Source organism: Reella acinonychis (assembly GCF_052384575.1).
GTDB lineage: Bacteria > Pseudomonadota > Gammaproteobacteria > Enterobacterales > Pasteurellaceae > JBQSUQ01.
This window is the reverse complement of record NZ_JBQSUQ010000005.1, coordinates 24485-48818: the sequence shown is the minus strand read 5'-3', so window position 1 is coordinate 48818 and position 24334 is coordinate 24485. Positions and strand designations below refer to the sequence as shown.

At 38.1% G+C, this 24334-nt stretch carries 24 protein-coding genes; 3 read left to right on the top strand and 21 right to left on the bottom strand.

Annotated elements, in window-relative coordinates:
* Positions 1–72: 72 nt before the first annotated feature.
* A complete protein-coding gene (gene argG / locus ACT2CV_RS03380) occupies positions 73–1407 on the top strand; it encodes an argininosuccinate synthase (RefSeq protein WP_464972432.1) in 1335 nt (444 codons plus the stop codon).
* 104 nt (positions 1408–1511) lie between these two features.
* On the opposite strand, the gene ACT2CV_RS03375 is transcribed toward argG, so the two are convergent.
* The 4 genes from ACT2CV_RS03375 to smpB form a co-directional block, all read right to left on the bottom strand.
* Positions 1512–2810 (bottom strand): adenylosuccinate synthase, encoded by a 1299-nt coding sequence (locus tag ACT2CV_RS03375; RefSeq protein ID WP_464972433.1) that lies wholly within the window; start codon positions 2808–2810, stop codon positions 1512–1514.
* Between the two features lie 110 nt (positions 2811–2920).
* On the bottom strand, positions 2921–3808 hold the full coding sequence (hflC, locus tag ACT2CV_RS03370; protein ID WP_464972434.1) for a protease modulator HflC: 888 nt from the start codon (positions 3806–3808) through the stop codon (positions 2921–2923).
* Positions 3808–5052 (bottom strand): FtsH protease activity modulator HflK, encoded by a 1245-nt coding sequence (gene hflK / locus ACT2CV_RS03365; RefSeq protein ID WP_464972435.1) that lies wholly within the window; start codon positions 5050–5052, stop codon positions 3808–3810. The genes hflC and hflK overlap by 1 nt, the downstream gene beginning before the upstream one ends.
* Positions 5053–5089: 37 nt before the next feature.
* Complete coding sequence (smpB, locus tag ACT2CV_RS03360) at positions 5090–5572, bottom strand: SsrA-binding protein SmpB (protein ID WP_464972436.1); 483 nt, start codon at positions 5570–5572, stop codon at positions 5090–5092.
* 201 nt (positions 5573–5773) lie between these two features.
* On the opposite strand from smpB, the gene ACT2CV_RS03355 reads away from it, so the two are divergent.
* Positions 5774–6238: a hypothetical protein gene (locus ACT2CV_RS03355; RefSeq protein ID WP_464972437.1), complete on the top strand. Its 465-nt coding sequence runs from the start codon at positions 5774–5776 to the stop codon at positions 6236–6238.
* Positions 6239–6265: 27 nt separating this feature from the next.
* On the opposite strand, the gene ACT2CV_RS03350 is transcribed toward ACT2CV_RS03355, so the two are convergent.
* The 14 genes from ACT2CV_RS03350 to ACT2CV_RS03285 all read right to left on the bottom strand — a co-directional run bounded on the left by ACT2CV_RS03350 (position 6266) and on the right by ACT2CV_RS03285 (position 20207).
* Positions 6266–7456 (bottom strand): amino acid aminotransferase, encoded by a 1191-nt coding sequence (locus tag ACT2CV_RS03350; RefSeq protein ID WP_464972438.1) that lies wholly within the window; start codon positions 7454–7456, stop codon positions 6266–6268.
* Positions 7457–7598: 142 nt separating this feature from the next.
* On the bottom strand, positions 7599–8678 hold the full coding sequence (gene purK / locus ACT2CV_RS03345; RefSeq protein WP_464972439.1) for a 5-(carboxyamino)imidazole ribonucleotide synthase: 1080 nt from the start codon (positions 8676–8678) through the stop codon (positions 7599–7601).
* Positions 8679–8714: 36 nt separating this feature from the next.
* A complete protein-coding gene (gene purE, locus ACT2CV_RS03340; RefSeq protein ID WP_464972440.1) occupies positions 8715–9212 on the bottom strand; it encodes a 5-(carboxyamino)imidazole ribonucleotide mutase in 498 nt (165 codons plus the stop codon).
* A gap of 132 nt (positions 9213–9344) precedes the next feature.
* The gene (trpA, locus tag ACT2CV_RS03335) at positions 9345–10160 is read right to left on the bottom strand and encodes a tryptophan synthase subunit alpha (RefSeq protein WP_464972441.1); all 816 of its coding nucleotides are present in this window, start codon (positions 10158–10160) and stop codon (positions 9345–9347) included.
* On the bottom strand, positions 10160–11356 hold the full coding sequence (gene trpB, locus ACT2CV_RS03330; RefSeq protein ID WP_464972442.1) for a tryptophan synthase subunit beta: 1197 nt from the start codon (positions 11354–11356) through the stop codon (positions 10160–10162). Before trpB ends, trpA begins: the two co-directional genes overlap by 1 nt.
* 171 nt (positions 11357–11527) lie before the next feature.
* Positions 11528–11839, bottom strand: a complete 312-nt coding sequence (locus ACT2CV_RS03325) for a c-type cytochrome (protein ID WP_464972443.1) — start codon at positions 11837–11839, stop codon at positions 11528–11530.
* A 4-nt stretch (positions 11840–11843) separates the two neighbouring features.
* Positions 11844–12332 carry a TlpA family protein disulfide reductase gene (locus tag ACT2CV_RS03320; protein WP_464972444.1) on the bottom strand — a complete coding sequence of 163 codons (489 nt, stop codon included), beginning with the start codon at positions 12330–12332 and terminating at the stop codon, positions 11844–11846.
* Entirely contained in the window at positions 12322–12993 is a 672-nt protein-coding gene (locus tag ACT2CV_RS03315) for an ABC transporter ATP-binding protein (protein ID WP_464972445.1), read from the bottom strand. Before ACT2CV_RS03315 ends, ACT2CV_RS03320 begins: the two co-directional genes overlap by 11 nt.
* 1 nt (position 12994) lies before the next feature.
* Positions 12995–14110 (bottom strand): ABC transporter permease, encoded by a 1116-nt coding sequence (locus ACT2CV_RS03310; protein ID WP_464972446.1) that lies wholly within the window; start codon positions 14108–14110, stop codon positions 12995–12997.
* A gap of 13 nt (positions 14111–14123) precedes the next feature.
* Complete coding sequence (locus ACT2CV_RS03305; protein WP_464972447.1) at positions 14124–15428, bottom strand: ABC transporter permease; 1305 nt, start codon at positions 15426–15428, stop codon at positions 14124–14126.
* The gene (locus ACT2CV_RS03300; RefSeq protein ID WP_464972448.1) at positions 15428–16816 is read right to left on the bottom strand and encodes a Fe-S-containing protein; all 1389 of its coding nucleotides are present in this window, start codon (positions 16814–16816) and stop codon (positions 15428–15430) included. Before ACT2CV_RS03300 ends, ACT2CV_RS03305 begins: the two co-directional genes overlap by 1 nt.
* Positions 16817–16866: 50 nt before the next feature.
* Positions 16867–17388, bottom strand: a complete 522-nt coding sequence (locus ACT2CV_RS03295) for an iron transporter (RefSeq protein ID WP_464972449.1) — start codon at positions 17386–17388, stop codon at positions 16867–16869.
* Between the two features lie 54 nt (positions 17389–17442).
* Positions 17443–19338, bottom strand: a complete 1896-nt coding sequence (locus ACT2CV_RS03290) for an FTR1 family iron permease (RefSeq protein WP_464972450.1) — start codon at positions 19336–19338, stop codon at positions 17443–17445.
* A gap of 95 nt (positions 19339–19433) precedes the next feature.
* The gene (locus ACT2CV_RS03285; RefSeq protein ID WP_464974007.1) at positions 19434–20207 is read right to left on the bottom strand and encodes a TOBE domain-containing protein; all 774 of its coding nucleotides are present in this window, start codon (positions 20205–20207) and stop codon (positions 19434–19436) included.
* Positions 20208–20330: 123 nt separating this feature from the next.
* Here ACT2CV_RS03285 and modA point away from each other — a divergent pair, with 123 nt between their 5' ends.
* Positions 20331–21092 carry a molybdate ABC transporter substrate-binding protein gene (gene modA / locus ACT2CV_RS03280; RefSeq protein ID WP_464974008.1) on the top strand — a complete coding sequence of 254 codons (762 nt, stop codon included), beginning with the start codon at positions 20331–20333 and terminating at the stop codon, positions 21090–21092.
* Between the two features lie 177 nt (positions 21093–21269).
* On the opposite strand, the gene trpCF is transcribed toward modA, so the two are convergent.
* Genes trpCF through ACT2CV_RS03265 form a run of 3 tightly spaced genes read right to left on the bottom strand, consistent with a single transcriptional unit; the run spans position 21270 to position 24331 of the window.
* Entirely contained in the window at positions 21270–22682 is a 1413-nt protein-coding gene (trpCF, locus tag ACT2CV_RS03275; RefSeq protein WP_464972451.1) for a bifunctional indole-3-glycerol-phosphate synthase TrpC/phosphoribosylanthranilate isomerase TrpF, read from the bottom strand.
* A 20-nt stretch (positions 22683–22702) separates the two neighbouring features.
* Positions 22703–23704, bottom strand: coding sequence for an anthranilate phosphoribosyltransferase (gene trpD / locus ACT2CV_RS03270; protein WP_464972452.1), 1002 nt, complete (start codon positions 23702–23704; stop codon positions 22703–22705).
* Positions 23705–23740: 36 nt separating this feature from the next.
* Positions 23741–24331 carry an aminodeoxychorismate/anthranilate synthase component II gene (locus ACT2CV_RS03265; RefSeq protein ID WP_464972453.1) on the bottom strand — a complete coding sequence of 197 codons (591 nt, stop codon included), beginning with the start codon at positions 24329–24331 and terminating at the stop codon, positions 23741–23743.
* Positions 24332–24334: the final 3 nt, after the last annotated feature.

Here is a 24334-nt window from a genome sequence, read left to right as displayed (position 1 = left end):
TTGAAAATTCGAAATTTTTAACCGATAATAAAATGATTTTTTAACAAGTAATCAGCAACAATAGGATAATGTATGTCAAACACTATTTTACAAAATCTTCCCGTTGGTCAGAAAGTCGGTATCGCTTTTTCTGGTGGTTTAGATACGAGTGCCGCTTTATTGTGGATGCGCCAAAAAGGTGCGGTACCTTATGCTTATACCGCGAATTTAGGTCAACCAGATGAAGAAGACTATGAAGCGATTCCAAGAAAAGCAATGGAATATGGTGCGGAAAAAGCACGTTTAATTGATTGCCGAGCACAACTTGCTCATGAAGGTATTGCGGCAATTCAATCAGGTGCTTTTCATGTTTCTACTGGTGGTATTACTTATTTTAACACCACGCCTTTAGGTCGTGCAGTTACGGGTACAATGCTTGTTTCTGCGATGAAAGAAGATGATGTAAATATTTGGGGTGATGGTTCCACTTTCAAAGGTAATGATATTGAACGTTTCTATCGTTACGGTTTATTAACCAATCCTAATTTAAAAATTTACAAACCTTGGTTAGATGATCAATTTATCCACGAATTAGGCGGACGCTTTGAAATGTCTGAATTCTTAATTGCGAATGGATTTGACTATAAAATGTCAGTAGAAAAAGCATATTCAACTGACTCAAATATGCTTGGTGCGACTCACGAAGCAAAAGACTTAGAATTCTTAAGCACAGGCATTAAAATCGTGAAACCAATTATGGGTGTCGCATTCTGGGATGAAAACGTTGAAGTGAAAGCGGAAACTGTTACCGTTCGTTTCGAAGAAGGTGTGCCTGTCGCATTAAATGGCAAAACATTTAGTGATGCAGTAGAACTGTTCTTAGAAGCAAACCGTATTGGTGGTCGCCATGGTTTAGGTATGTCAGACCAAATTGAAAACCGTATCATTGAAGCAAAATCTCGTGGTATTTATGAAGCGCCGGGAATGGCATTATTACATATTGCTTATGAGCGTTTAGTCACCGGTATTCACAATGAAGATACCATCGAACAATATCGTATCAATGGTTTACGTTTAGGTCGTTTATTGTATCAAGGTCGTTGGTTCGATCCGCAAGCATTAATGTTACGTGAAACTGCACAACGTTGGGTCGCGCGTGCAATTACAGGTGAAGTGACCTTAGAACTACGTCGTGGTAATGACTACTCAATTTTAGATACGGTTTCACCAAACTTAACCTATGCAGCAGAACGCTTGAGTATGGAAAAAGTGGAAAATGCACCATTTGATCCAATCGATCGTATCGGTCAATTAACAATGCGTAATTTAGATATCGTGGATACACGCGATAAATTAGGTATTTATGCAAATGCTGGGTTATTAATTTCTGGTAAAGAATCAGTTTTACCACAGCTAGGTAAAAAATAAGATTATCCAACTAAAAATACCGCACAAAAGTGCGGTATTTTTTTATGTTATTTTCTGAGCATAAAAAATCTCCTTTCAATTGAAAGGAGATTTTTATAGAAAGATTAAGCGGCAAATGGATCTTGTAGAATCATTGTTTCAACACGATCTGGACCTGTTGAAAGAATAGCTACAGGAACACCGGTTACTTCTTCAATACGTTTGACATATTTACGGGTATTTTCTGGTAATTGGTTTACATCAGTGACACCGAAGGTATTTTCTTTCCAACCTGGCATAGTTTCGTAAATTGGTTCCACACCTTCCCAGTCTTTTGCTGAAAGTGGGGCAAAGTCAACCACTTCACCGTTTGGTAGTTTGTAGCCTACACAGATTTTCACTTCATCAAAACCGTCTAATACGTCTAATTTAGTCATACAGAAACCAGAAATGCTGTTGACTTGAATTGCACGACGCATTGCTACTGCATCAAACCAACCACAACGACGAGGACGACCTGTTACCGCACCAAATTCATTGCCTTTGCGTGCAATTTCTGCGCCTACATCATCAAATAATTCAGTGGTGAATGGACCGCCACCAACACGAGTACAGTAAGCTTTGATAATACCTAATACATAGTCGATATTACGAGGACCGAAACCTGCACCAGTTGCCACACCGCCAGCAGTAGTATTAGAGCTCGTTACGAATGGATAAGTACCATGGTCGATATCTAACATAGTGCCTTGAGCACCTTCAAATAAAATATTGTCGCCATTTTTGCGTGCTTTATCTAAGATAGTGCTGATATCAGCTACCATGCCAATTAATGTATCTGCTACTGCCATGACTTCATCTAAGGTTTTTTGGTAGTCAACAGGTTCTACTTTGTAGTAATTCACTAATTGGAAGTTGTAGTATTCTAAGATATTTTTTAATTTTTCTGCGAATTTTTCACGATTGAATAAGTCGCTAACGCGTAAACCACGACGTGCCACTTTATCTTCATAAGCTGGACCGATACCACGTCCCGTTGTACCGATTTTATTATTACCTAATGCCGCTTCACGCGCGTGATCCATTGCGATATGGTAAGGTAAGATTAATGGGCAAGCTTCAGAAATTAACAGACGTTCGCGCACTTTAATACCGCGGCTTTCTAATTCGCCCATTTCTTGCATTAATGCAGCAGGGGAGAGTACAACACCGTTACCAATTAAGCAGGTCACGTTATCACGTAAAATACCGCTTGGGATTAAACGTAATACGGTTTTTTCACCGTTTATAATTAATGTATGACCAGCATTATGTCCGCCTTGATAACGAACAACATATTTAACGCGATCTGTTAATAAATCAACGATTTTACCTTTTCCTTCATCGCCCCATTGAGCGCCAAGGATAACAACACTTTTTCCCATAATCTTTTCCTGTTGTATTTCAAAAAATGACAGCCGTTACTTTACTATTTTTTAGCTAAAATCTCAATGAAAAAAGCCTAATCATTGGACGATTAGGCTGGTATTTTTATTTATTTTGTTGGTGATTGCATAAAGCGGAAAAACTCACTACCCGGTTTTAAGATCATCATGTTTTCAGAACCGGTAAAGCTGTTTTCATATGCTTTTAAACTACGCAAGAAACCATAGAATTCAGCTTCCTGACTAAAAGCATCAGAGTAGAGTTTAGCTGCTAAGGCATCGCCTTCACCGCGTAATTGCTGTGCTGTTTTATTGGCATTGGCTAAAATTAAGGTGACTTTACGATCTACATCAGCCTGAATAAAAGCGGCTTTTTCTTTACCTTGTGAACGATGTTCACGCGCTACCGCGTCACGTTCAGCACGCATACGTTGGTAAATTGATGAAGACACTTCATCAGGTAAGTTGATTTGTTTAATACGAACATCAACTACTTCAATACCTAATTCAGCGGTGCTATCTTGCCCTGAATTCAATGCTTTTTTCGCTCCTTCCATTAATTCGCCTCGGGTGCCAGAGACAATATCTTTAATGGTACGAGAACCAATTTCTGAACGTAATCTGTCGTTGACTTTACGGCGTAATAGGCTAGAAGCGCGGTTATAGTCACCGCCACTTGTTGCTGTATAAAAACGACCAAAATCGCTGATTCGCCATTTTACATAGGAATCTACTAATAAGTCTTTTTTCTCTACAGTAACGAAACGGTCTGGCTGACCATCAAGAGTTTTAATGCGTGCATCTAAAATTTTGATGTTATCAATAAATGGCACTTTAAAATGTAAACCTGGGTTATACACGACCACTTTATTATCTGCATCACGATGTACTTTGCTAAAACGCAACATAATACCGCGTGAACCTTCTTGTACGATAACAACACTAGAGTAGATGACTAAACCTAAAACAATGATAATTGGCGTTAAAAATTTACGCATTAGTTAAATCTCCCTCTACGTTCTTGTTCTGTATTTGCCCCTTTGTAAGATTCAGAAACTGGCTGAGAATTCACCGCACTTTGTGGCTCAGAACGTACTGGAGCGCTTCTTTCAATGGCTTTTGGTGTGTTTTCTTGTACATTTTCTGATTTACCACGCAACATTTGGTCTAATGGTAATACAGTAATATTATTACCTGAATCCATCATCACTTTCGGCGTTTTAGCCATCACTTTTTCCATGGATTGAATGTATAGGCGCTGTTTTAATACTTCAGGAGAAAGTTTAAATTCAGGCAATAAACGTTGGAAACGTTCAATTTCCCCTTTAGCATCAAGCACAATTTGATCTTTATAAGCAGTTGCTTCTTCTAAAATTCGTTGTGCATTACCACGAGCAATTGGCTCACGTTCACGCGCGTAAGCTTCAGCTTCACGAATATAACGTTGTTCGTCTTCTTGTGCTTTAATCGCATCGTCAAATGCATCTTTCACTTCTTCAGGTGGACGAGCAGATTGGAAGTTCACATCAATGACTTCTAAACCCATATCATAAGGTTTGATAATATCATTTAGTGCTTTCCACGTATTTTCACGCACAACAGCACGACCTGTTGTCAGAATGTTATCCATTGTCATGTGACCAATCACATAACGTAGAGCACTGTCTGTGGCTTGCCCTAAGCTGTCTTCGGCATTGGTTACACTAAATAAGAATTTTGCAGGATCTTGTACGCGGTATTGCACCGTCATTTCCACTTTCACCATATTCTCATCTTGCGTCAACATAGAACCTTGGGTTTTCAGCTCTTTTACTTGCTCAACATTAACTGGCAACACTTGATCGATAAAAGTCGGTTTCCAGTTTAAACCAGGCTGTACAATCGAATGTAATTGTCCAAAACGTGTTACCACACCACGTTCCGCTTCTTTTACGGTATAAAACCCGCTTAATCCCCAAATTACTGCACCAATACCAACAGCAAGTGGCAGTAATTTACCTATTTTCATTTCAGGCAAATTATTGCTTTGATTTGAATTTGAGCCTTTGTTTTTATTGCCACCTAATTTCTTTAATAAATTAGTGAAGGCTTCTTCTAAATCAGGCGGGGATTGCTCATGTCGATGAGAACCTGATGAACCTTGTTGTGATTCATCACGTTGATTATCAGGCTTTTGTCCAGACGAATTATTCGTTCCGGGTGCTGCCCAAGGATCTTGATCCTGTGCCATTATATTCTCCATTTAGTTTACAAAAATTTTACATAAGGATTGTAACAGATTATCCACGATTTGCATTCTTCATAATGCGATCTTTCTGTAGTTTCCATTCCCGATCTTTAATATCTTCCCGCTTATCATGTAATTTTTTTCCTTTTGCTAAACCAATTTTAAGTTTTGCCCAAGCCTGTTTCCAATAAAGCGAAAGGGCAACAATAGTATAGCCATCACGATTGGCTTTACCAAATAACGAGGCTAATTCTTTTTGATTTAACAACAATTTACGCGTTCTTGTCGGATCGCAAACGATATGAGTAGAAGCTACACTAAGCGGTTGAATAGTCGCGCCGAATAAATAGGCTTCACCGTTATTGAAAATCACATAGCTATCGCTGATATTGGCTTTGCCTGCACGCATGGATTTTACTTCCCAACCTTGTAAAGACAATCCTGCTTCAATTTCTTCTTCTATAAAATAATCATGTCTAGCACGTTTATTCAATGCAATTGTATTCGAGCCTGGTTTTATTTTTTTCTTTGTCATAATTTTTCCAATGCAAAAATAATGAGGGATTGTACCTAATATAAGGGCAGAGTACAAATGAACAAGGGGAATTTAAATGGGGGAGAACAATTTAATATGTTGCAAAGGTTAATGATAATATAAAATTTAATAAGCTAAAAATTGAATATTGTAGAAATACTCTATGTAAACTTGCTAAAACAATATGTCATAGGTTTATTTATGAAAAAACTGATTATTATCCGCGGTCATTCAGGGTCTGGTAAAACGACTTTCGCAAAACAAAAAATGGTCGAGTTTAAAAGAGATTATCCAGAGGCTAAGATTTTTCATGTTGAAAATGATCGTTATTTAAGTGAAAAAGGGCAATATATTTGGACAGAGCAACGTTTCCAGCAAGCGAAGAAAAAAGCTTATCAATATTTACAATATGCTTTTCGCTATTGTGATCGTTTTCCTGAAAAGCATGTTTTGATCGTGATTAGTAATGTTGGCGTAAATGTGCAAGAAATCCACCGCACTTTAACAAAAGCAGCGCATTTAGGATTAGAAAGAGAAGTGTATCGAATGATGAATTTCTTTGAAAATCAGCATAAGGTTAATGCTGAAACTATACAAAGTATGTTTAATGCATTAAATGAGAATATTATTGAGGGTGAAATTAAGATAAAAAATACCGCACTTTGATGAAATGCGGTATTTTTATGATGAGTATTAAAGCACTTTTACAATGCTTTCACACAGATAACGAATATTATCTTCAGTAATTCCTGCGACATTTATACGACCTGAGCGAACTGCATAAATTGCGAATTCTTCTTTTAAGCGATCAACTTGTTCAGCAGTTAAGCCACTGAAAGAGAACATACCATTTTGTTCAGTAATAAAGCTGAAATCTTGTTCTGCACCAAATTCTTTAAGTAATTCAACGAATTTGAAACGCATTGCTTTGATACGCGTACGCATTTCTGCTAATTCCGCTTCCCATTCAGCACGTAGTGCAGGATCTTTTAATACCACAGAAACTGCTGAAGCACCATGTGCAGCAGGGTTTGAGTAAAGTGTACGAATAATGGTTTTAACCTGTGTTAATGCTGTTGCTGCCACAGTTTCATTTTCTGCTACGAGCGTGAATGCACCAACGCGTTCATTATATAAACCGAAGTTTTTAGAGTATGAACTTGCTACTAATAATTCTTTATGGTTTGCTGCGAAAGTACGTAAACCAACCGCATCTTCTTCTAAGCCGTTTGCAAGACCTTGATAAGCAAAGTCAAATAGTGGTAACCAACCATTTTTCGCTGACATATCAGCTAGCACTTTCCATTGCTCTGGAGTTGGGTCGATACCTGTTGGGTTATGGCAGCAACCATGTAATAACACCACATCACCTTCTCCTGCATTGCTTAAGTCTGCAATCAGGTTATCCCAGTCTAAGACTTTACGTTCCGCATCATACCAACGATATTCACGAATGGTGATACCTACCGCATTGAAAATAGCATTGTGATTTGGCCAAGTCGGTGAACTGATCCATACATTCTGTGCTTTTGTCTGGCGTTTAACAAATTCAGCCGCAATTCGTAATGCGCCTGTACCACCTAAGCTTTGAACAGTTTTAGCGCGTTTGCTTTTCACAATGTTAGAATCTTTGCCAAATAACAATTCTTGAGTGTGAGCATTGAACTCTGCTACACCGTCAATTGATAAGTAGTTTTTGGTTGTTTCTTGTTCAAACAAACGTGCTTCGGCATCTTTAACCGCTTTCATAATTGGTGTGTTGCCTTTGGCATCTTTGTAAACACCAATACCTAAATTGACTTTCTCTTGACGAGAATCTGCTTTAAAAGCTTCACCTAAACCTAGAATAGGATCTGCTGGCGCAGGCGTAATATTTTCAAACATAGTAATAGTCCTTATAGAATGTTGTATTTGTGATTATGGTTATACTGTAAAAGAAAGGGAAATTGCAACTATTTTTTGAAAAAATATTACAATTTCTCTTTATTGTTATACATAAAACAAAGAATGTATGAATTTATTAATATTATTTTAATTTTGCGATTGCCCAATTAATCCCCGATTGATAATCCTCAGGTAATTCTTTGCTTAGTTTATTCAGCTGCGCAATTAATACATTTTTATCAATATGTGTCAGGTTAATATGACCTACTTTACGCCCAGGACGAACCTCTTTGCCATACCAATGTAGCTGACTAAATGGCGTATTTAACCATTGAGGATTATGCTCCGTACCAATTAAATTGACCATCACGCTTGGGGCAAAAACCTGTAATTCAGGAGTAGGCAAATCTAATAACGCACGCAGATGTAATTCAAATTGGCTAATGGAACAACCTAATTGCGTCCAATGTCCACTATTATGCACACGAGGGGCAAGCTCATTAATTAATAATTTGTTGCCGACAACAAAACATTCCATTGCCATTACACCAATATAATTGAGTTTGTGCATTACTTTACCCAGCATTTCTTCCGCTTGAGCTTGTAAATGCTGGTTTGAACTGTCTGCTACGCTGTAACGTAAAATACCATTTTGCTGTAAGTTATGTGTTACAGGATAGAAACGTGTTTCGCCATTTTTAAAACGAGCACCAACAATGGATACTTCGCCATCAAAGGGAATAAATTTCTCAGCAATAACTTCGCCAAAGAGATCATCTGTAATCACGTCTTTATTTTCGTTCGTTACAATCCATTGACCGCGCCCGTCATAGCCACCAGTACGACGTTTAACTACAACTTTATCGCCAATTTCATTGAAAACTTGTTCAAAATGCACCGCACTTTCAAGTAAACACCAAGGTGAAGTCGGTAAATTTAGTTCATCTAATAATGATTTTTGGCTAAAACGATCTGCTGTGGTTGCAAACACATTCTTATTAACAAATTTATCATGATTGCCGAGCATTTCTGTTAATGGTGTCACTGCCCAACGTTCAATTTCTGCCGTAATAATGCTATTGGGCGCTAAATCAAACATTGGGTCATCAAATGCTAATGGTACTACGTCAATATCAAGTGGCGCCCCCGCATAGCGTAACATACGACCTAATTGACCATTACCAAGAACGTAAACGGTTGGATATAAAGCACTTTTTTGCATAAAATTTATTATTCCTGCTGTATGAAAGATAGGAAATTAATCACGCGGATCGGGATTATCTAGCACAGAATTTGTTTGAGTTTCTCTAAACGTTTTTAAACGAGATAAGAGATTATTGTCCCACGCGGCCAAAATTTGTGCAGCTAAAAGACCTGCATTTGCTGCGCCTGCTGGACCAATAGCTAACGTACCAACGGGAATACCTTTTGGCATTTGAACAATAGAATAAAGGCTGTCAACACCGCTTAACATAGAACTTTTGACTGGCACGCCTAATACAGGGACTAAGGTTTTCGCTGCAATCATACCTGGGAGGTGAGCGGCACCGCCAGCGCCAGCAATAATGACTTTATATCCATTTTGTTCTGCTTGTTCAGCAAAGGTGAAGAGTTTATCAGGCGTACGATGTGCAGATACAACTTCAACATGATAAGGAACTTGTAATTGATCTAAAATTTGAGTGGCTTCTTGCATGGTTGCCCAATCACTTTTTGAGCCCATCACAATGGCAATTTTTGGTTGAGTATTAGACATATTTGGAATCCATGAATAGGGATAAAAAACTTGCGTAGAATAGCATAATAGGCGCATTTTAGGCAAACGATTGCGATAAGAAAGAAGGGAATTTATACAAATAAAAAACGTCCTCAATGGGACGTTTTATTTTTATGTTAACAATGAGGTTGCCGCTTTCATTTGTTGCACAAATTGAGCAAGTTCAATTAAACATTGGCGATGATTAGTTAAATTATCTTCAATAATCTTCACTGTTGCGGAGCCAGAAATCGCGCCTGCAACGCCCATGGATAAGGCATTTTTGACTTGCTGAGGTTCTGATATGCCGAAACCTTGCAGAATCGGTGGTGCATTGTATTTTTTTAATTGCTCAACAAGGTTATCTAAATTGTTGGCTTGCTGCTGATTTTCGGCACTGGTTACGCCAGATCTAGATACCAGATAAGTGTAACCCCGAGAATATTGCGCGATGTTTTTTATGGTATTTTCATCCGCATTCGGAGGGCAAATAAATACGGGCTGAATACCATATTTCTGTGCGGCTTCAATATAAGGCTGAGCGGCAAGTAAAGGAATATCGGCAACCAATACGGCATCAATGCCAACATCAGCACAGCGTTGATAGAATCCGTCTAAAGTTTGAGCATAGACCAAATTTGCACAGAGTAATAGGCTAATTGGAATCTCAGGATATTTTGACCGCACTTTTGCTAATAATTCAAAGCTTTCTTTTGTGCTACATCCTGAATGTAATGCGCGATTATTGGCAGCTTGAATTACAGGACCATCGAGCAGAGGATCAGAAAATGGGAAACCTAATTCTAATGCATCGGCACCGTTGTCAACTAATGTACAAATAATGTCAAATGAACGTTCTAAATCAGGATCGCAAAGGGTAACAAAAGGAACAAAAGCACCTTGTTGTTTAGCATTTAATTTTGAAAATAATTGTGCAAAACGGTCCATTAGAGAATTCCTCTTTCAGTAAAAATTTTATCAACAGTAAAAATATCTTTATCGCCTCGTCCAGATAAATTAACTACTAAAAGTTGCTCTTTTTCTGGGTTTTCTTTTGCCATTTTTAACGCATAGGCAAGGGCGTGAGAACTTTCTAAAGCAGGAATAATGCCTTCATGTTGTGCTAATTCTTTAAAAGCAAATAAGGCTTCATCATCTGTAATGCTTGGATATTCCGCTCGTCCAATGGATTGCAGATGGGCGTGTTGAGGGCCAATAGAAGGGAAGTCTAAACCTGCAGAGATACTGTAAGATTCTTCAATTTGTCCGTCTTCTGTTTGCATAATTGGTGACTTCATTCCAAAATAAATGCCAGTTTTTCCATGGCCTAATGGGGCACCATGCCGTCCTGTTTCAATGCCTTTGCCAGCGGGTTCCACGCCGATTAATTTCACTGATGGCTCATCGATAAAATCAGCAAACATGCCAATTGCATTCGAGCCGCCACCTACGCAAGCAATCACCGCATCAGGTAAACGATTTTCCCTTGCCAAGATTTGTTGTTTGGTTTCTTCGCCAATCATTTTTTGAAATTCTCTTACCATTGTTGGAAATGGATGAGGACCTGCTGCTGTACCAATTAAATAATGGGTATCTTCATAATTTGCAGCCCAATCACGCATAGCCTCGCAACAAGCGTCTTTAAGTGAACAAGAACCTTTTTGTACAGCAATGACTTCTGCCCCCATTAAACGCATACGGAATACATTGGGTGATTGGCGTTCCACATCTTTTGCGCCCATATAAATTCGGCAAGGCAAATCTAACATCGCACAGGCAAGGGCAGTGGCAACGCCATGTTGTCCCGCACCTGTTTCGGCAATAATTCGAGTTTTTCCCATGCGTTTAGCTAATAAAGCTTGCCCTAATACTTGGTTGGTTTTATGTGCGCCACCATGTAACAAATCTTCGCGTTTTAAATAGAGTTTTGTTTTGGTTGCTTTCGTTAAATTTTTGCAGAGAGTTAAAGCTGTGGGACGACCCGCGTAATTCTTTAATAAATCTTGTAATTCTTGTTGAAATTCAGGATCTTGTTGCGCCTCGACAAAGGCTTTTTCTAGTTGTTTTAATACAGGGACGAGAATTTCTGGTACATACATACCACCAAATTCGCCAAAATAAGGATCTAAAATCGTTTCAGACATATTATTACCTATGGATAAGTTTGAATTTGATTAATATACTATTAAACTAGTATATAAAAGTAAAGTGGCGTTTTAAAAAATTTTTAGAGAAGAAAAGAAGTGAATTCTGAGAAAAAGGAAATAAAAAATCCTTGTATATGAAATAACAAGGATTTTTGAATAAAAGCATAATTATTTTTGCGCTAAACTTTCTAAATAAGTTGCAATATTTTGCATATCTTGATCGCTGAGGCGAGCTTTGGCGCTATTGCCTGCCCCCATAATTTCGCCTTTTTTGCGTGCTTGTAAAGCAGTAACAATTTCATCTGCTGGCAATTTATTAATAATAGCAGATTGGCCTAATGCAGAGCGTTCACCTTGTCTTCCATGGCAAGTTGAGCACATTTGGCGGAAGGTACGTTCGCCTTGTTTCATGTCGGGAGTATGTGCTTGAGTAGTAGAAATAACAGCACAAAGTGCGGTTAATAAAATCAATTTTTTCATAATGTTAGCTTTGAGTAAAAAGTTGTTCTAATTTATTTTTCGGGATAAGCCCCTCGAATTTATAGCGAATTTTTCCTTCTGAATCAATAAAAAATGTGGTTGGTGTGCCAACAATTTGATAGCGTTCACCTGTAATTTGCATTTGATCTTTAATGACAGTGAGCTGAATTTGGCGTTTTTGTACAGTGGCTTGCGTATTGCCTTTATTGCCATCCGTATTAATTGCTACAACTTGTAGTTGATCCGGATACTGGGCTGATAATTTTTCAAATTCTTTTAATTCCGCTAAGCAAACTCCGCAGCTTTCAGACCAAAAACTGAGTAAAATAGGTTTTCCTTGCCATTGTTTTAGTTCAACTTTATTCCCTTGCAAATCAAAAGCGGCAATATCAGGTGCGGTTTGTCCAATTTCCGCGACCTGTTCCTTGCAAGAAACTACGCCCAAAAGCACCGCACTTAATAAGATAGACTTGAGTAAAAAGTTAAATTTCATTATGTTCTTCTCGTAAAAATTTACCATGTTGTAAATAAATGGTGCGATGGGTTAGTTTACCTAATTCTGGATTATGGGTTACCATCACGATTGTACGCCCTTGTTTATTGAGATCTTGTAACAGTTGTAAGGCAAGCTGTTCGTTTTTTTCATCAAGATTACCGGTTGGTTCATCGGCAAAAATAACGGGCGGCTGATTGACTAATGCCCTTGCGATACAAACTCGTTGTTGTTCGCCACCAGAAAGTTGATTTGGTCGATGATGTATCCGATGTTCTAATCCTACTTGTTCCAATACAGCTTTAGCCGCTTCCTCATCAATGACGCTATGGTAGTGCTGAGCAAGCATAACGTTTTCCAAGGCAGTTAAATAGGGAATTAAATGGAATTGTTGGAAAACGAGACCAATTTTTTCTGCACGAAAGCGTTGACGACCCACTTCATCAAGTTGCGCTGCGTCAACGCCATCCAGTATTACTTTACCTTCAGAAGCGGTATCAAGCCCTGTGAGAATATTCATTAATGTGGTTTTTCCAGAGCCTGAGGCGCCCATAATTGCCACAAATTCGCCTTGATGAATTTGAATATTAATGTCATCAAGCGCGGTAACTTGCCCAAATCGTTTATATAAATGCTGTGTTTCAATGACAATATTTGCCATTCTATTCTCCTTTTAATACGCTTGCCATTTCCACATTTAAGGCGCGCTTTGTCGGTACGATAACTGCAATAAATGCCACTATAAGTAACAAAATAAAGGTTATCGGGATGACAGGCAAACGCATATCAATATTCGCTTTAAAAACGGTTAATCCCAGCACTTGTGCCAAGATATAGCCTAAAATGAGACCTGTAATAATGGCTGCAATGGCAATAATAAGGGTTTCTGTACCAATTTGCGTAATAATATCTTTTCGTTTTGCCCCTAATGCTTTTTGTAGGGCAAATTCTTTCGCCCGTTCACCGACGATAGCAATGAGGGTCGTATTAACACATAAAGTGGCAAGAATAAGGATAACCACAGAAATTAGCCCCATTAATCCTTTAATTTTATCCAAAATTTGCCCTTCAGAAGAAGACACTTTACGTATTGGGCGAATATCTAATTGGGGATAATCTTTTTGCAATTGTTGGGCAAATTGTTCTACTTGACCCTGATCATTTTTGACGATGAAAAGGGCATTACTGGCTAAGCCATCTTTTTCTAACCAATCTTGTGCAAAAGACAAATTAACAATGAGCATACTGTCTGTTGCGTCGCCAGCTTCTACAATGCCTTTAATTTTAAAACTCTGTTTTTCCACCGCGGTTTTGCTTAAGGTGATTTTATCACCCACTTTAAGATTAAGCCGTTCAGCCAAGGTTTTACCAATCATCGCATTGCGATCATCAAAGCTCACTCCAATCATTGAGCCTTCAACTTGCCAATAGGGTGAAAGTGGCTTTAAGGTTTCAAATTGTACACCCATTAATACAATCTTTTCCAATTCACTGCGCGTAACCCCATATAAATAGGCACTGCTAGCAGTAATGAGATTTGGCGGTGCTTGATTGATAATTTCTTCAACAATATCCGTTTGAATTAAGCCGGCATCATTGGCGCCAATGTAGAAATTAGCACCAAAAGTACGCAATTCTTGGGACATTTTGGTATTAATATCAAAATAAACCGCGGACATAGCTGTAACGATACTAGCTCCTACTGTTAACGCAGCAAAAATAATAAATACACGTTGTAAGCGTAGGCGAAGCGCTTGGAAAACTAATCGCCAAAACATTGAAGAGTTTTTCTTAACGCCCATAAAGTACTTCCACAGGATAGAGTTTTGCAATACGGTGAGCAGGGAACCAAGTGCCAATAAGTGCAATTAGGATGGCTAGCACGAGTACGCAAGGTACTACGATCCAAGCAAAATCTAATGGTGCACCAAATAAGGTCGCTCCTATAAATTTTGCTAATGCCCAACCTGCAATACAACCAACTAATCCGCCAATAATGGCGCTGATTGCGGCTTCACAATAAAATAAGAGTGTAATTTGCCATTGGTAAGCGCCTAAGGCTTTCATTAAGCCAATTTCTTTACTGCGTTCAATAATGGATGTTGTCATTAATGAAGCAATGCCCATAGCGGCTGCAATTAAGGCTGCAACTGTGACTACGCCAAGCAATAATTGGATTTTTTCAATTACCACGCCTTCTGAAGCAGCGACTTGCCAAATTGGGCGTACAACCGCACCAGAAATGGCTTCTTCCAGTTGATGTGCAATTGAGGAAACATAGGCGGTGCAATACCAAAGATCATATTCTTCTTGAGCCAACGCATCTACATTAGAACGTGCTTTGCGAGAAAGCTCATTTTCAGGCACTGTTAAAGCGGATACCTTAACTGCTTGCACTTTGCCTGGCAAAACTAATAAATTTTGCACCGCACTTAATGGCATAATCAATTGATTTTCTTCTGTTCCGCCAGTCGCCACGATACCTTTAATTACAACATTTAGCTGCGTTTGCACTTCTTGATCTTGATAACTTAAGGAAATTTTATCGCCAATTTGCCATTGTTTACTTTTTGCGAGCTGTGTACCAATTAAGGTAGGCACGTTATCAGTAAAGTCACCATTGTGATCATCAACCCATTCGCCTGTTACTTGCCAATAAGGGCTGATAATTTTTTGCCCTGTGTGATAATCTTCTTCATCAGGAACAGCAATATTATGATCAAAAAAGGTGCCTAAAATAGGAATTTTATCTTTGCCATTTGCGGTGACTTCTGCTGTCAGCAAGGGAGCAAAGCCGACAATATTGTTGCGCCAGAAAATATCTTTAATATTAGGTAATTCTTTTTCATCAATAAAATCTTGCGTTGCCAAAGAGGTTTTATTTTCAGCCATTTCAGGCAGAATAGCGCTACTGGCAGGCTCAATTAAAATATTGGCACCATAGGATTTAAGTTCCTTTGCCATTTTATCGCCAATATCAATGGAAACGGCAAGTAGCGCAGACACTAAACCCGATGCTAAGAAAATCGTAATAATCGCTAATAATTTACGTTTTAAACCATGTTTCCAAGATTGAAATAACATTCTCCCTAACATTATTCCTCCTTCACATAGTTTTCCGGTTTATCTCTGAATAATTCCAAGTTCTTTTCATTGGCAAAGAAATAGGTTTTATTGTTGAAATTATATTTAAATTCCGTTTTCGTATTGATGAGTTTTGTTTGATCTACAGGGTCAATCACTTCAATTTCTAGCACTGTAGAAAATAAATTCAGCCCCATTTCCAAAGAAGTGCGGTCAATAATGACTTCGTTTTCTGTTTGCTGCCAATTTTCAATAGGAACAGGGTTGCAACCACCCGGTTTGCCAATGGATGGTTTAAACATTCGCACTTCACAGCCGACGCAAACAACTTGGCCATCTTGCATGACATAACCTTGATCGCCACATAATAGACAAGCGTCAAAAACCACGCCTAAACTTAAGCGATCTTCAAGACGATTAATAATGAAAAATCGCACTGCTTTGCCATCATCTGCCACCCAAACAAAACGGTGCAAGTTACCATCTTTCACTTGCTCAATAGGAATTCTCACTTGCTGATTTTGATCTAATTTTACTGGTGTTGCTTCTGATAATTGTAATGGCTGAGAAGCGAATTTATCCCAATAAAGTTGGCTCATTAAAATAAAGAGAAAACTGAATAATCCCCACATAACAATGCGACGAGATTGGATATATTTTGCTGTTTTTTGGCGTTTCTCAATAGGATTTTCGCTAAGCTGAATGGCTTTTTTACGCGGAAATAGGAATTTGATAGCGTATAAACTGATAATGAGTAATCCTAATCCAGCTGAAATATAGTTGATATAATTAATAATATTGCCAGTTTTGGCAACAAGGCTGAGGCGAGTTTTAGTGAGTTCAATCACCTGTAATTTCATTAAACCGAGCAATATATCACCAAATAACGGAGAGAGGAGTATTGCGCTTAATATCAATAATAAGCTCCAACGAAGTGCGGTGAGTTTTTGTTCTGTTTTCACTTGTTTGAGCAAAATGTAGAGCCATGCGGCTAAAAATAGGCAGAAAAGTAAGCCAAAAATGACCGCACTTAGATGTAAAATAAAATCAGTATTGATGACATCAGTCGCCGTTATGGCATTAATATTGGGATTTTTGGCCCATTGCATTGCTGCAAGTGTGCAGAGTAAAAAATGCCAAATGTTGTTTAGCCATTTTATAGGGCGACATTGACTAAATAAAAATAAAACAAGAACAATGCTTGCAGTGCTATTTAGACTTAATAAGGTAATTTGATTAAAGGAAAGCATTGAGGCAATGGAAATACCCACTGCAATTGCGATAAGGCTTGTCCAAATAAGCGCTTTGATATTTATTTTGTTAAAAGCAGACCACGCACAGGCGAGTAAAAGTGCTGTGGGAAGTAAGGATTGGAGTAGCGTAGTAAAAAAGTATGACATAATAAAGCAGAAGGGTGGGGACAATGCCCCACCAATAATTTATGTTAGGATTATTTTTCTAAACCTGTGAATTTGAATTCATAATTCACATCAAATGGTTTCCACCAACGACCTACACCTGTTTCGTTATCTGTGTGACGGTGTAACCCTGCTTTTGAAGGTGGTTCGATATGATAGGTTAATTTGTAGTTACCTACGCCCATCATTTTCACGTTTGCGCCATAGTGAGGACCATCGCCAGCCACCATTGGCATAAATGTACCTTCTTGTTTTTGGTTAGTATCGGTGTTCACAAGCGTGTAGCTGATGGTTAAATACGGCATCCATTCACCTTCACCGAAACCATTTTTGTTACCTTTAGTTGCATGAATATCTGCTTCTAAGTGAATGTCAGATTTTGCAGCTGATAAACCCATACCACGAGGTTCCATATCAATCGGTTGTAAATAAACCGCAGCAATTTCCATTTCGTTCATTGTTTGCGCTTCGCCAATTGGGTACTCTTTAAACGCTTGAGCAGAGGACACTGCAAAAATACCAGTAAGTGCGGTTAAAAGTAAGGTTTTTTTCATCTTAATTTCCTTTTGGGTTAGGTTAATTAATGTAGTAAGTTTCGTTTGGGTATTTTATATTTCTGCTAACTTTCTTTCTCTACGCATATAAAAGAAAGCAAAGATAGCAGCAATAATCAGTATGCCTTGTGGAATTAAGGTTTCCACATAAGGATAAATGCCTAACAAGCTAATTTCAGGGAAATTGCTCAGTAGGGTTGGCTCAAATAATTTTCCTTCAATAAGTTCAAGGACACTTTTGCCAGCAAAAATAAATGCCATTAAGTACAAGAAACTGCCAGTGAACATAAAGAAAGGTTTAAGTGGTAATCTGACCACGCTATAACGCATAATAACGTAACAAATAGCGAGGATAATCACGCCGACTACAAAGCCCGCCAATAAATAAATATAACCGGCGAAAGTATGTACATCACTTGCTAACGCATAGTAGAACAGAACGGTTTCTGCCCCTTCGCGATAAACAGCAAGGAAACTGGTGATCCATAAGCTAATTAGGGAACCAGTGCTTAATGCCATATCTAGTTTGCCTTCAAGGTAGCGTTTCCAGTTTTGTGCTTCCACTTTAGACAGTAGCCAATAACTCATCATAAACAGCATTACCACCGCAATTGCCATGGTAATACCTTCTAATAATTCACGATTTTGTCCTGAATTCTCAAAAATTAATTGGAAAATCACCGCAGTGATTAAGCTAGCAACGAGGGCAACGTAAATCGAATTGCGAATAGTTGGTAATTTATCTTGATGATTATTTTTCACTAAGTAGGCGACAATTGCTGCGACAATTAATAGTGCTTCTAAGCCTTCACGCAGAATAATCAGCAAGCTGTATAAGAACATTGACCAATCAGATTGAGTTTCACCTTGTAACATCGTAACCGCTTTGGCTAAATCCTCACTTAAGCCTTGCGCTTGCTGTTGTAACGTATCCACAGGTGCATTGGCTTTGATTTGACTTACAATTCGCGTGAAATAACCTTCAATTTGGGTTTTAAAATTCGCGTCACGCGAACCCACTTTATTTTCCATGCCACTGGCTTCAAAAATATCAAAATAGGTATCTTGCACCATCAACATAGCTTTTTTCCCATTGCCCGTTTGGTAAGCTTGAATAGCTTGTTGAATACCTTGATTTACCTGTTGGCTGATATTATGCCAATCCAAATCTTGTTCATTTTGCACCGCACTTTCGTTGGCTTGCGCATTTTGCTCATCTCGTGTGGTTGGCAGATTTGGCAATTGTTCTTCAATAGTTTGTAGCAATTGGGTGATTTGATAGCCTAAAACGGTAATTTGCTCAGGTTGATCGCTGAGCTTGATTAAATCATAGAATTGTTGATTAATATTGGCCGCAATATCTGCACCGCGATTATTGCGAATCGACATTTCCATTTCAGAATTTTTAAAGCCGTCATATTGCGCTTGTTGAATGAGCTTTTTAGCATCTGTGAGTTGGTTGTCTTGATAAGCGGCAATGGCATCAGCTAAAAGATCATCTAACATTTTAAAACTTTGCTGCCAATAAGCAGAAATTTGTTGATTTTCGTAGGTGTTATGCTGACCTTCTGCATTGAGTTGATGACCATCAGATAAAGAGGGTACCACAGCATCGAGTTCATTTTTCAGCCATTGAATTTTATCTTGAATTTCTTGTTGTGATTTTCCTTCACCGATCATTTTGCGGATTTCACCAAAAGTAGCTTCCATTTGGTAGCTCTTTTGGGCAGAAAAATTAATACGAATTGGACCTTCTAGGTTTTCGAATACTTCAAAATACGCCATCTGCACTTCAGTGCGCGCATCATCAATTTGATTTTGTTGGTAGAGTTGGGCGGTTTTATCTAAACGTGTTTTTATATCTTCGGATAAGGCTTGGAAGTCAGAGGCATGGACGAGGTTGCTAATAAAAAGAAAACTGATCCACAAAATATGAAAAATAAAACGCATAATTAGTAATCTAAATAATATCAATTATCATCTAGATAAATTATGCGTTATTTTTTATTGAAATCAAGTTGAAAATTTGATTTTTGTGATGAATATCAATAAAGCGTCGCTAAGATAATTTGTTCTGGGTCAATTTTTAACCAAACTTGTTGCCCAATTGTTAATTGTTGTTCTTGATGTGCATTGGCACAGACTTCAAGATGAGAATTAATGGAAAGCAAAATTTCCTGATTATTCCCTTTATCCACAATAGATTGAACTTGGGCACTAAATACATTTTGCTCTTCGCTTGGATGAAGCAAAATATTTACCCAAGGGGCTTTAACCATGAGCATCACTTCTTTACCCCAAACTAACTGTAAACGCTCCGCACTTTTTTGGGTAATTGCAGCATAAATTGGCTTGTCTAATTCAGGCAGCTCAATTTCAACAAGGGCATTAAGTTGTTGAATGATGCATTGTTTCACTTTGCCGAAAAATTGATTTCTTGCGCTACTTTGCAACGAAAAGCGTGCTGTAGCCGTTAATAAACTATTTAGCGGAATGTCTTCGTCTTGCAAAATTTGGAAGGCTTTTTGCTGCGTTTGTGCAAGTAATTCGTAGAGTTGTAATAAACGTTCGGCATATGTGGTGAGTTCTGTTCCGCCACCATTTTTTCCGCCAATATTACGTTCTAACAAAGGGCGAGGGCTAATTTCATTCATTGCAGCCAAATGATCCCATGCACTTTTATAGCTGACGTTAGCTCGTTTAGCCGCTTGGTTAATTGAGCCACATTTTTGAATTTCTTTTAATAATCGAATACGTTTTGGATCAACAAAGAGTTGTTGTTGCAATTTTATGCTTAGCAGAATTTCAGTACTCATTATTTGCTCCTTATTTCCTTTTATATTCTATAAGAAATCTTGACTTTGCAGTAGCTTTTATTTTATTGATTGTTATATAATTATTCATACAGCGAATAAACAAATACAAACAAGGAGAAATGTATGATTCGTAAACACAAAAAGGCAGCCTTAATTTTAATGGCAAGTTTATTTATGGCACAAGGCGCAATGGCAAAAGTGGTTGTTTTTGCTGCAGCTTCAATGACAAATGCGTTACAGCAAGTCGCTGATGAATATAAAAAACAAAAACCAAAAGAAGAAATTGAATTTTCATTTGCTTCATCTTCAGTATTAGCAAAACAAATTGAGCAAGGTGCACCTGCGGATATTTTCTTATCTGCTGATTTAAAATGGATGAACTACCTTTCTGAAAAACAAGCTATTGATGAAGGCAGTAAAGCAGTATTAGTTAATAACCGTTTGGTGATGATTGCACCAAAAGACAGCAAAGTGTCAGAAGTAGATTTAACAAAAGATAAATGGCAAAAACATTTAGATAATACGTATTTAGCAGTGGGCGATCCTGATCATGTACCTGCGGGTATTTATGCAAAAACTGCGTTAACCAATTTAGGACAATGGGCTAATGTAGAGAATAAATTAGCTCGCGCGAATAACGTACGTGCTGCTTTAGCTTTAGTTGAACAAGGCGAAAGTCCATTAGGTATCGTATATAGTACAGATGCGAAAGCGAGCCAAAAAGTGAAAGTGGTTGCGATGTTCCCTGAAGGTTCTCATCCACCAGTGCAATACCCTGTGGCGATTGTAAAAGATCACAAAAATGCAGAAGTACAAGGTTTCTTAGATTATTTAAAATCTAAAGAAGCAAAAGACATTTTTGTACAATATGGTTTCTTAGCTAAATAAAATTTAAGCAAAATAAAATAATTTGCGTGAGCTATGTCACAAAATTAAATATTGGTGTTTGATATAGCCTAAGTGATTATGTATTCTTACCGCACTTAGAATAAGTGCTATAACAAATAGCCAGATATATTTTGCTTTCCGAGTAGTGCCTCAGTATGAGGCACTTTTTTTATTATTTTAATAGGCTCCTATCTTTTCGAAAACTTGGCGGAGTTTTTCACTATCTTTAATTCCTTTACGACTTTCCACGCCTGAATTGAGATCAACCCCAACACAGCCTTGTGCTAAAGCAAGTTCAATATTTTGTGGACCAATTCCACCTGCTAACAAAATCTTTTCTTTTTGTTCATTAGGAATTAAGGACCAATCAAAACTTAGCCCAGTACCTCCTTGTTGAGTAGTCGTTTTGCTGTCTAACACGTAGCGATCAATCGCTAAAATTGAGGAAATTTGCACCGCACTTTGCTGATTTACATCAATTGAAATCGCTTTCCAAATTTGAATATGCTCTGGTAATTGTTGGCGAAGTGCGGTGATAAATTGCGTATTTTCTTCACCATGTAATTGCACCGCAAATAAATTGAGCTGCTTGGCAATTGTAACGATAAAATCAATGGGTTGATTTTGGAACACGCCTACAAAGCGTAATGGGGCAGCGGTCACCAATTCTTGTGCTTGACGTAAGGAAAGCTGCCTTGGTGATTTATCGGCAAAAATGAGCCCGCCATATAAAGCGCCACAATCATAGGCTAGTTTCACATCTTGTGTTCTGGTTAAGCCACAAACTTTATTTTCGCCAAATATAATAGCTCTGACTGCGTTATTTAAATCGATACTTCCCATCAGGCTGCTGCCAATTAAAAAGCCATGAGCTACTTGGCTTAATTGTTTAACTTGCTGATTGGTATAAATGCCAGATTCACTAATAATTCTCACATCATCGGGGATATGTTGGGCAAATTTTTCTGTTAAATGAACAACACGATTAAGATCAACAGTTAAATCATGTAAATCTCGATTATTTACACCAATCATTTTGGCCCCTAATGCTAATGCGCGTTCAAATTCAGCTTCATTGCTGGTTTCGGTTAATACGCCCATACCTAATTGATGCGCAAGTGCGGATAAATTTTGATAAGTTTTATCATCAATCACAGAAAGCATTAATAAAATCGCATCGGCTTGATGATAACGTGCTAAATAAACCTGATATTCATCAATAATGAAATCTTTACATAATACCGGTTGAGTGACAATGTCACGAACTTGTTTTATATAAGCAAAATCACCTTGAAAATATTGCTCATCTGTTAATACAGAAATGACATTGGCATAATTTTTATAAACTTGTGCAATCTCGGTTAGATTAAAATCTGCACGTATCAATCCTTTGGACGGCGAGGCTTTTTTACATTCCAAAATAAATGCGGATTTACTGTGGCGACCTTGCTGTAAAGCTTGATAAAAACTGCGGTCAGATTTTGTAATGTTTTGTTGAAATTGTTGTAACGGAACCTGTTGCTTTTTATGTTCTAACCAAACAAGTTTATCCTTAATGATTTTTTGTAAGATAGTCGGTTGTGTATTCATATTTATTCCATTCATACCCATTAATACATAGTTAAGCGTTGTAAGGTGTCAAAGGCTTTGCCAGTTGATAAATGTGCTAATACTTGCTCTGCATTTTGTTTAATATTTTGATAACCAAAGAGTTTCATTAATAGCGCTGTATTCATTGCTATAGCTTGATTTTGCGTCTCTTTACCATTGCCTTGTAAAAGTGCGGTGATAATTTCTGCATTTTTTTGTGGCTCACCACCTTGCAGTTCAGATAACGCTTGGGTTTTGAAACCAAAATCTTTTGGTGACAGATCATAGAATTTAATTTGACCATGTTGCAATTCTGCCACCTGTGTGTTGCCATGAACGGCGACTTCATCTAAGCCATTGCCATGCACAATAATACTGTGCTCATGCTTTAAACGGGCGCTAGTTTCTACATAGGGCTTTAATAATTGCGGACTATATACGCCCAATAATTGTCTTTTAGGTGAAGCAGGATTAATCAGTGGCCCTAGAATATTAAAAATAGTGCGGGTTTTTAAGGCTTGGCGTACAGGTGCTGCATGTTTAAAGCCTGTATGATACTGAGGGGCAAAAATAAAGGCCAAACCGTTTTCATCTAAACTACGACGTGCATTTTCTGTACTCATTGCAACATTCACGCCTAAATGAGTTAATACATCGCTGGCACCAGTTAAACTGGAAACACTACGGTTGCCATGCTTTGCTATTTTCAGTCCCATACTCGCAGCGACAATAGCTGATGCAGTGGAAATATTAATAGTATTGGCACCGTCTCCACCTGTGCCTACAATATCGGCAATTGGGTAATCAGGCGTGGGGAAGGGCTGAGCCATGGTTAAAAGTGCGGTAACCGCTCCCGTAATTTCATCAATGGTTTCGCCTCGTACTTTTAATGCGATTAAAGCAGCTGCAAGTTGTTCCGACGCCACTTCGCCTTTCACAACCGCGGTGAAAAAAATTGAAGATTGTTGTTCTGTGAGCGCTTTATTTTCAAATAATGTATTAAGAATTTGTTCAAGTTCCATTTTTTCATTCCTTATTTGTTGAGTGGCTATTTTTTCTTATTTGCTTTTATTGTGTTGCAAAAGCCAACTCACAGACTGTGCTAATAACGTTGATCCTTGCACAGTTAAAGTGCTTTCGGGGTGAAATTGAAAACTACAAATGGGTAAACTACGATGATGTACCGCCATAATGATGTTTTGATATTGGGCATTTACCACCAATTCCTCAGGCAATTCACTGCCCATTAAAGAATGGTAACGCGCAACAGGCATTGGATTAGGTAAACCAGCAAACATGGCTTGCTCGTTATGTTGAATTTGTGACACTTTGCCATGCAAAATTTCGCCTGCTGAAACCACTTTTCCACCAAAAGCTTCAATGATGGCTTGATGTCCTAAACAAATACCAATAATTGGCACCGCACTTTTCACGCGTTCAATCAATGGCAACATATTGCCCGCTTCTGCAGGTGTCCCTGGCCCTGGCGATAATGCCAAAATAGTTTCTTTCTCTAAACATTTTTGTTCGAGTAAATCTAAATCTACATTATTACGATAGATTTTCACTTGATGACCTAATGTGCGAAATTGATCGACTAAGTTATAGGTAAAGGAGTCGAAGTTATCTAAAAAAACGATGTTAGCCATATT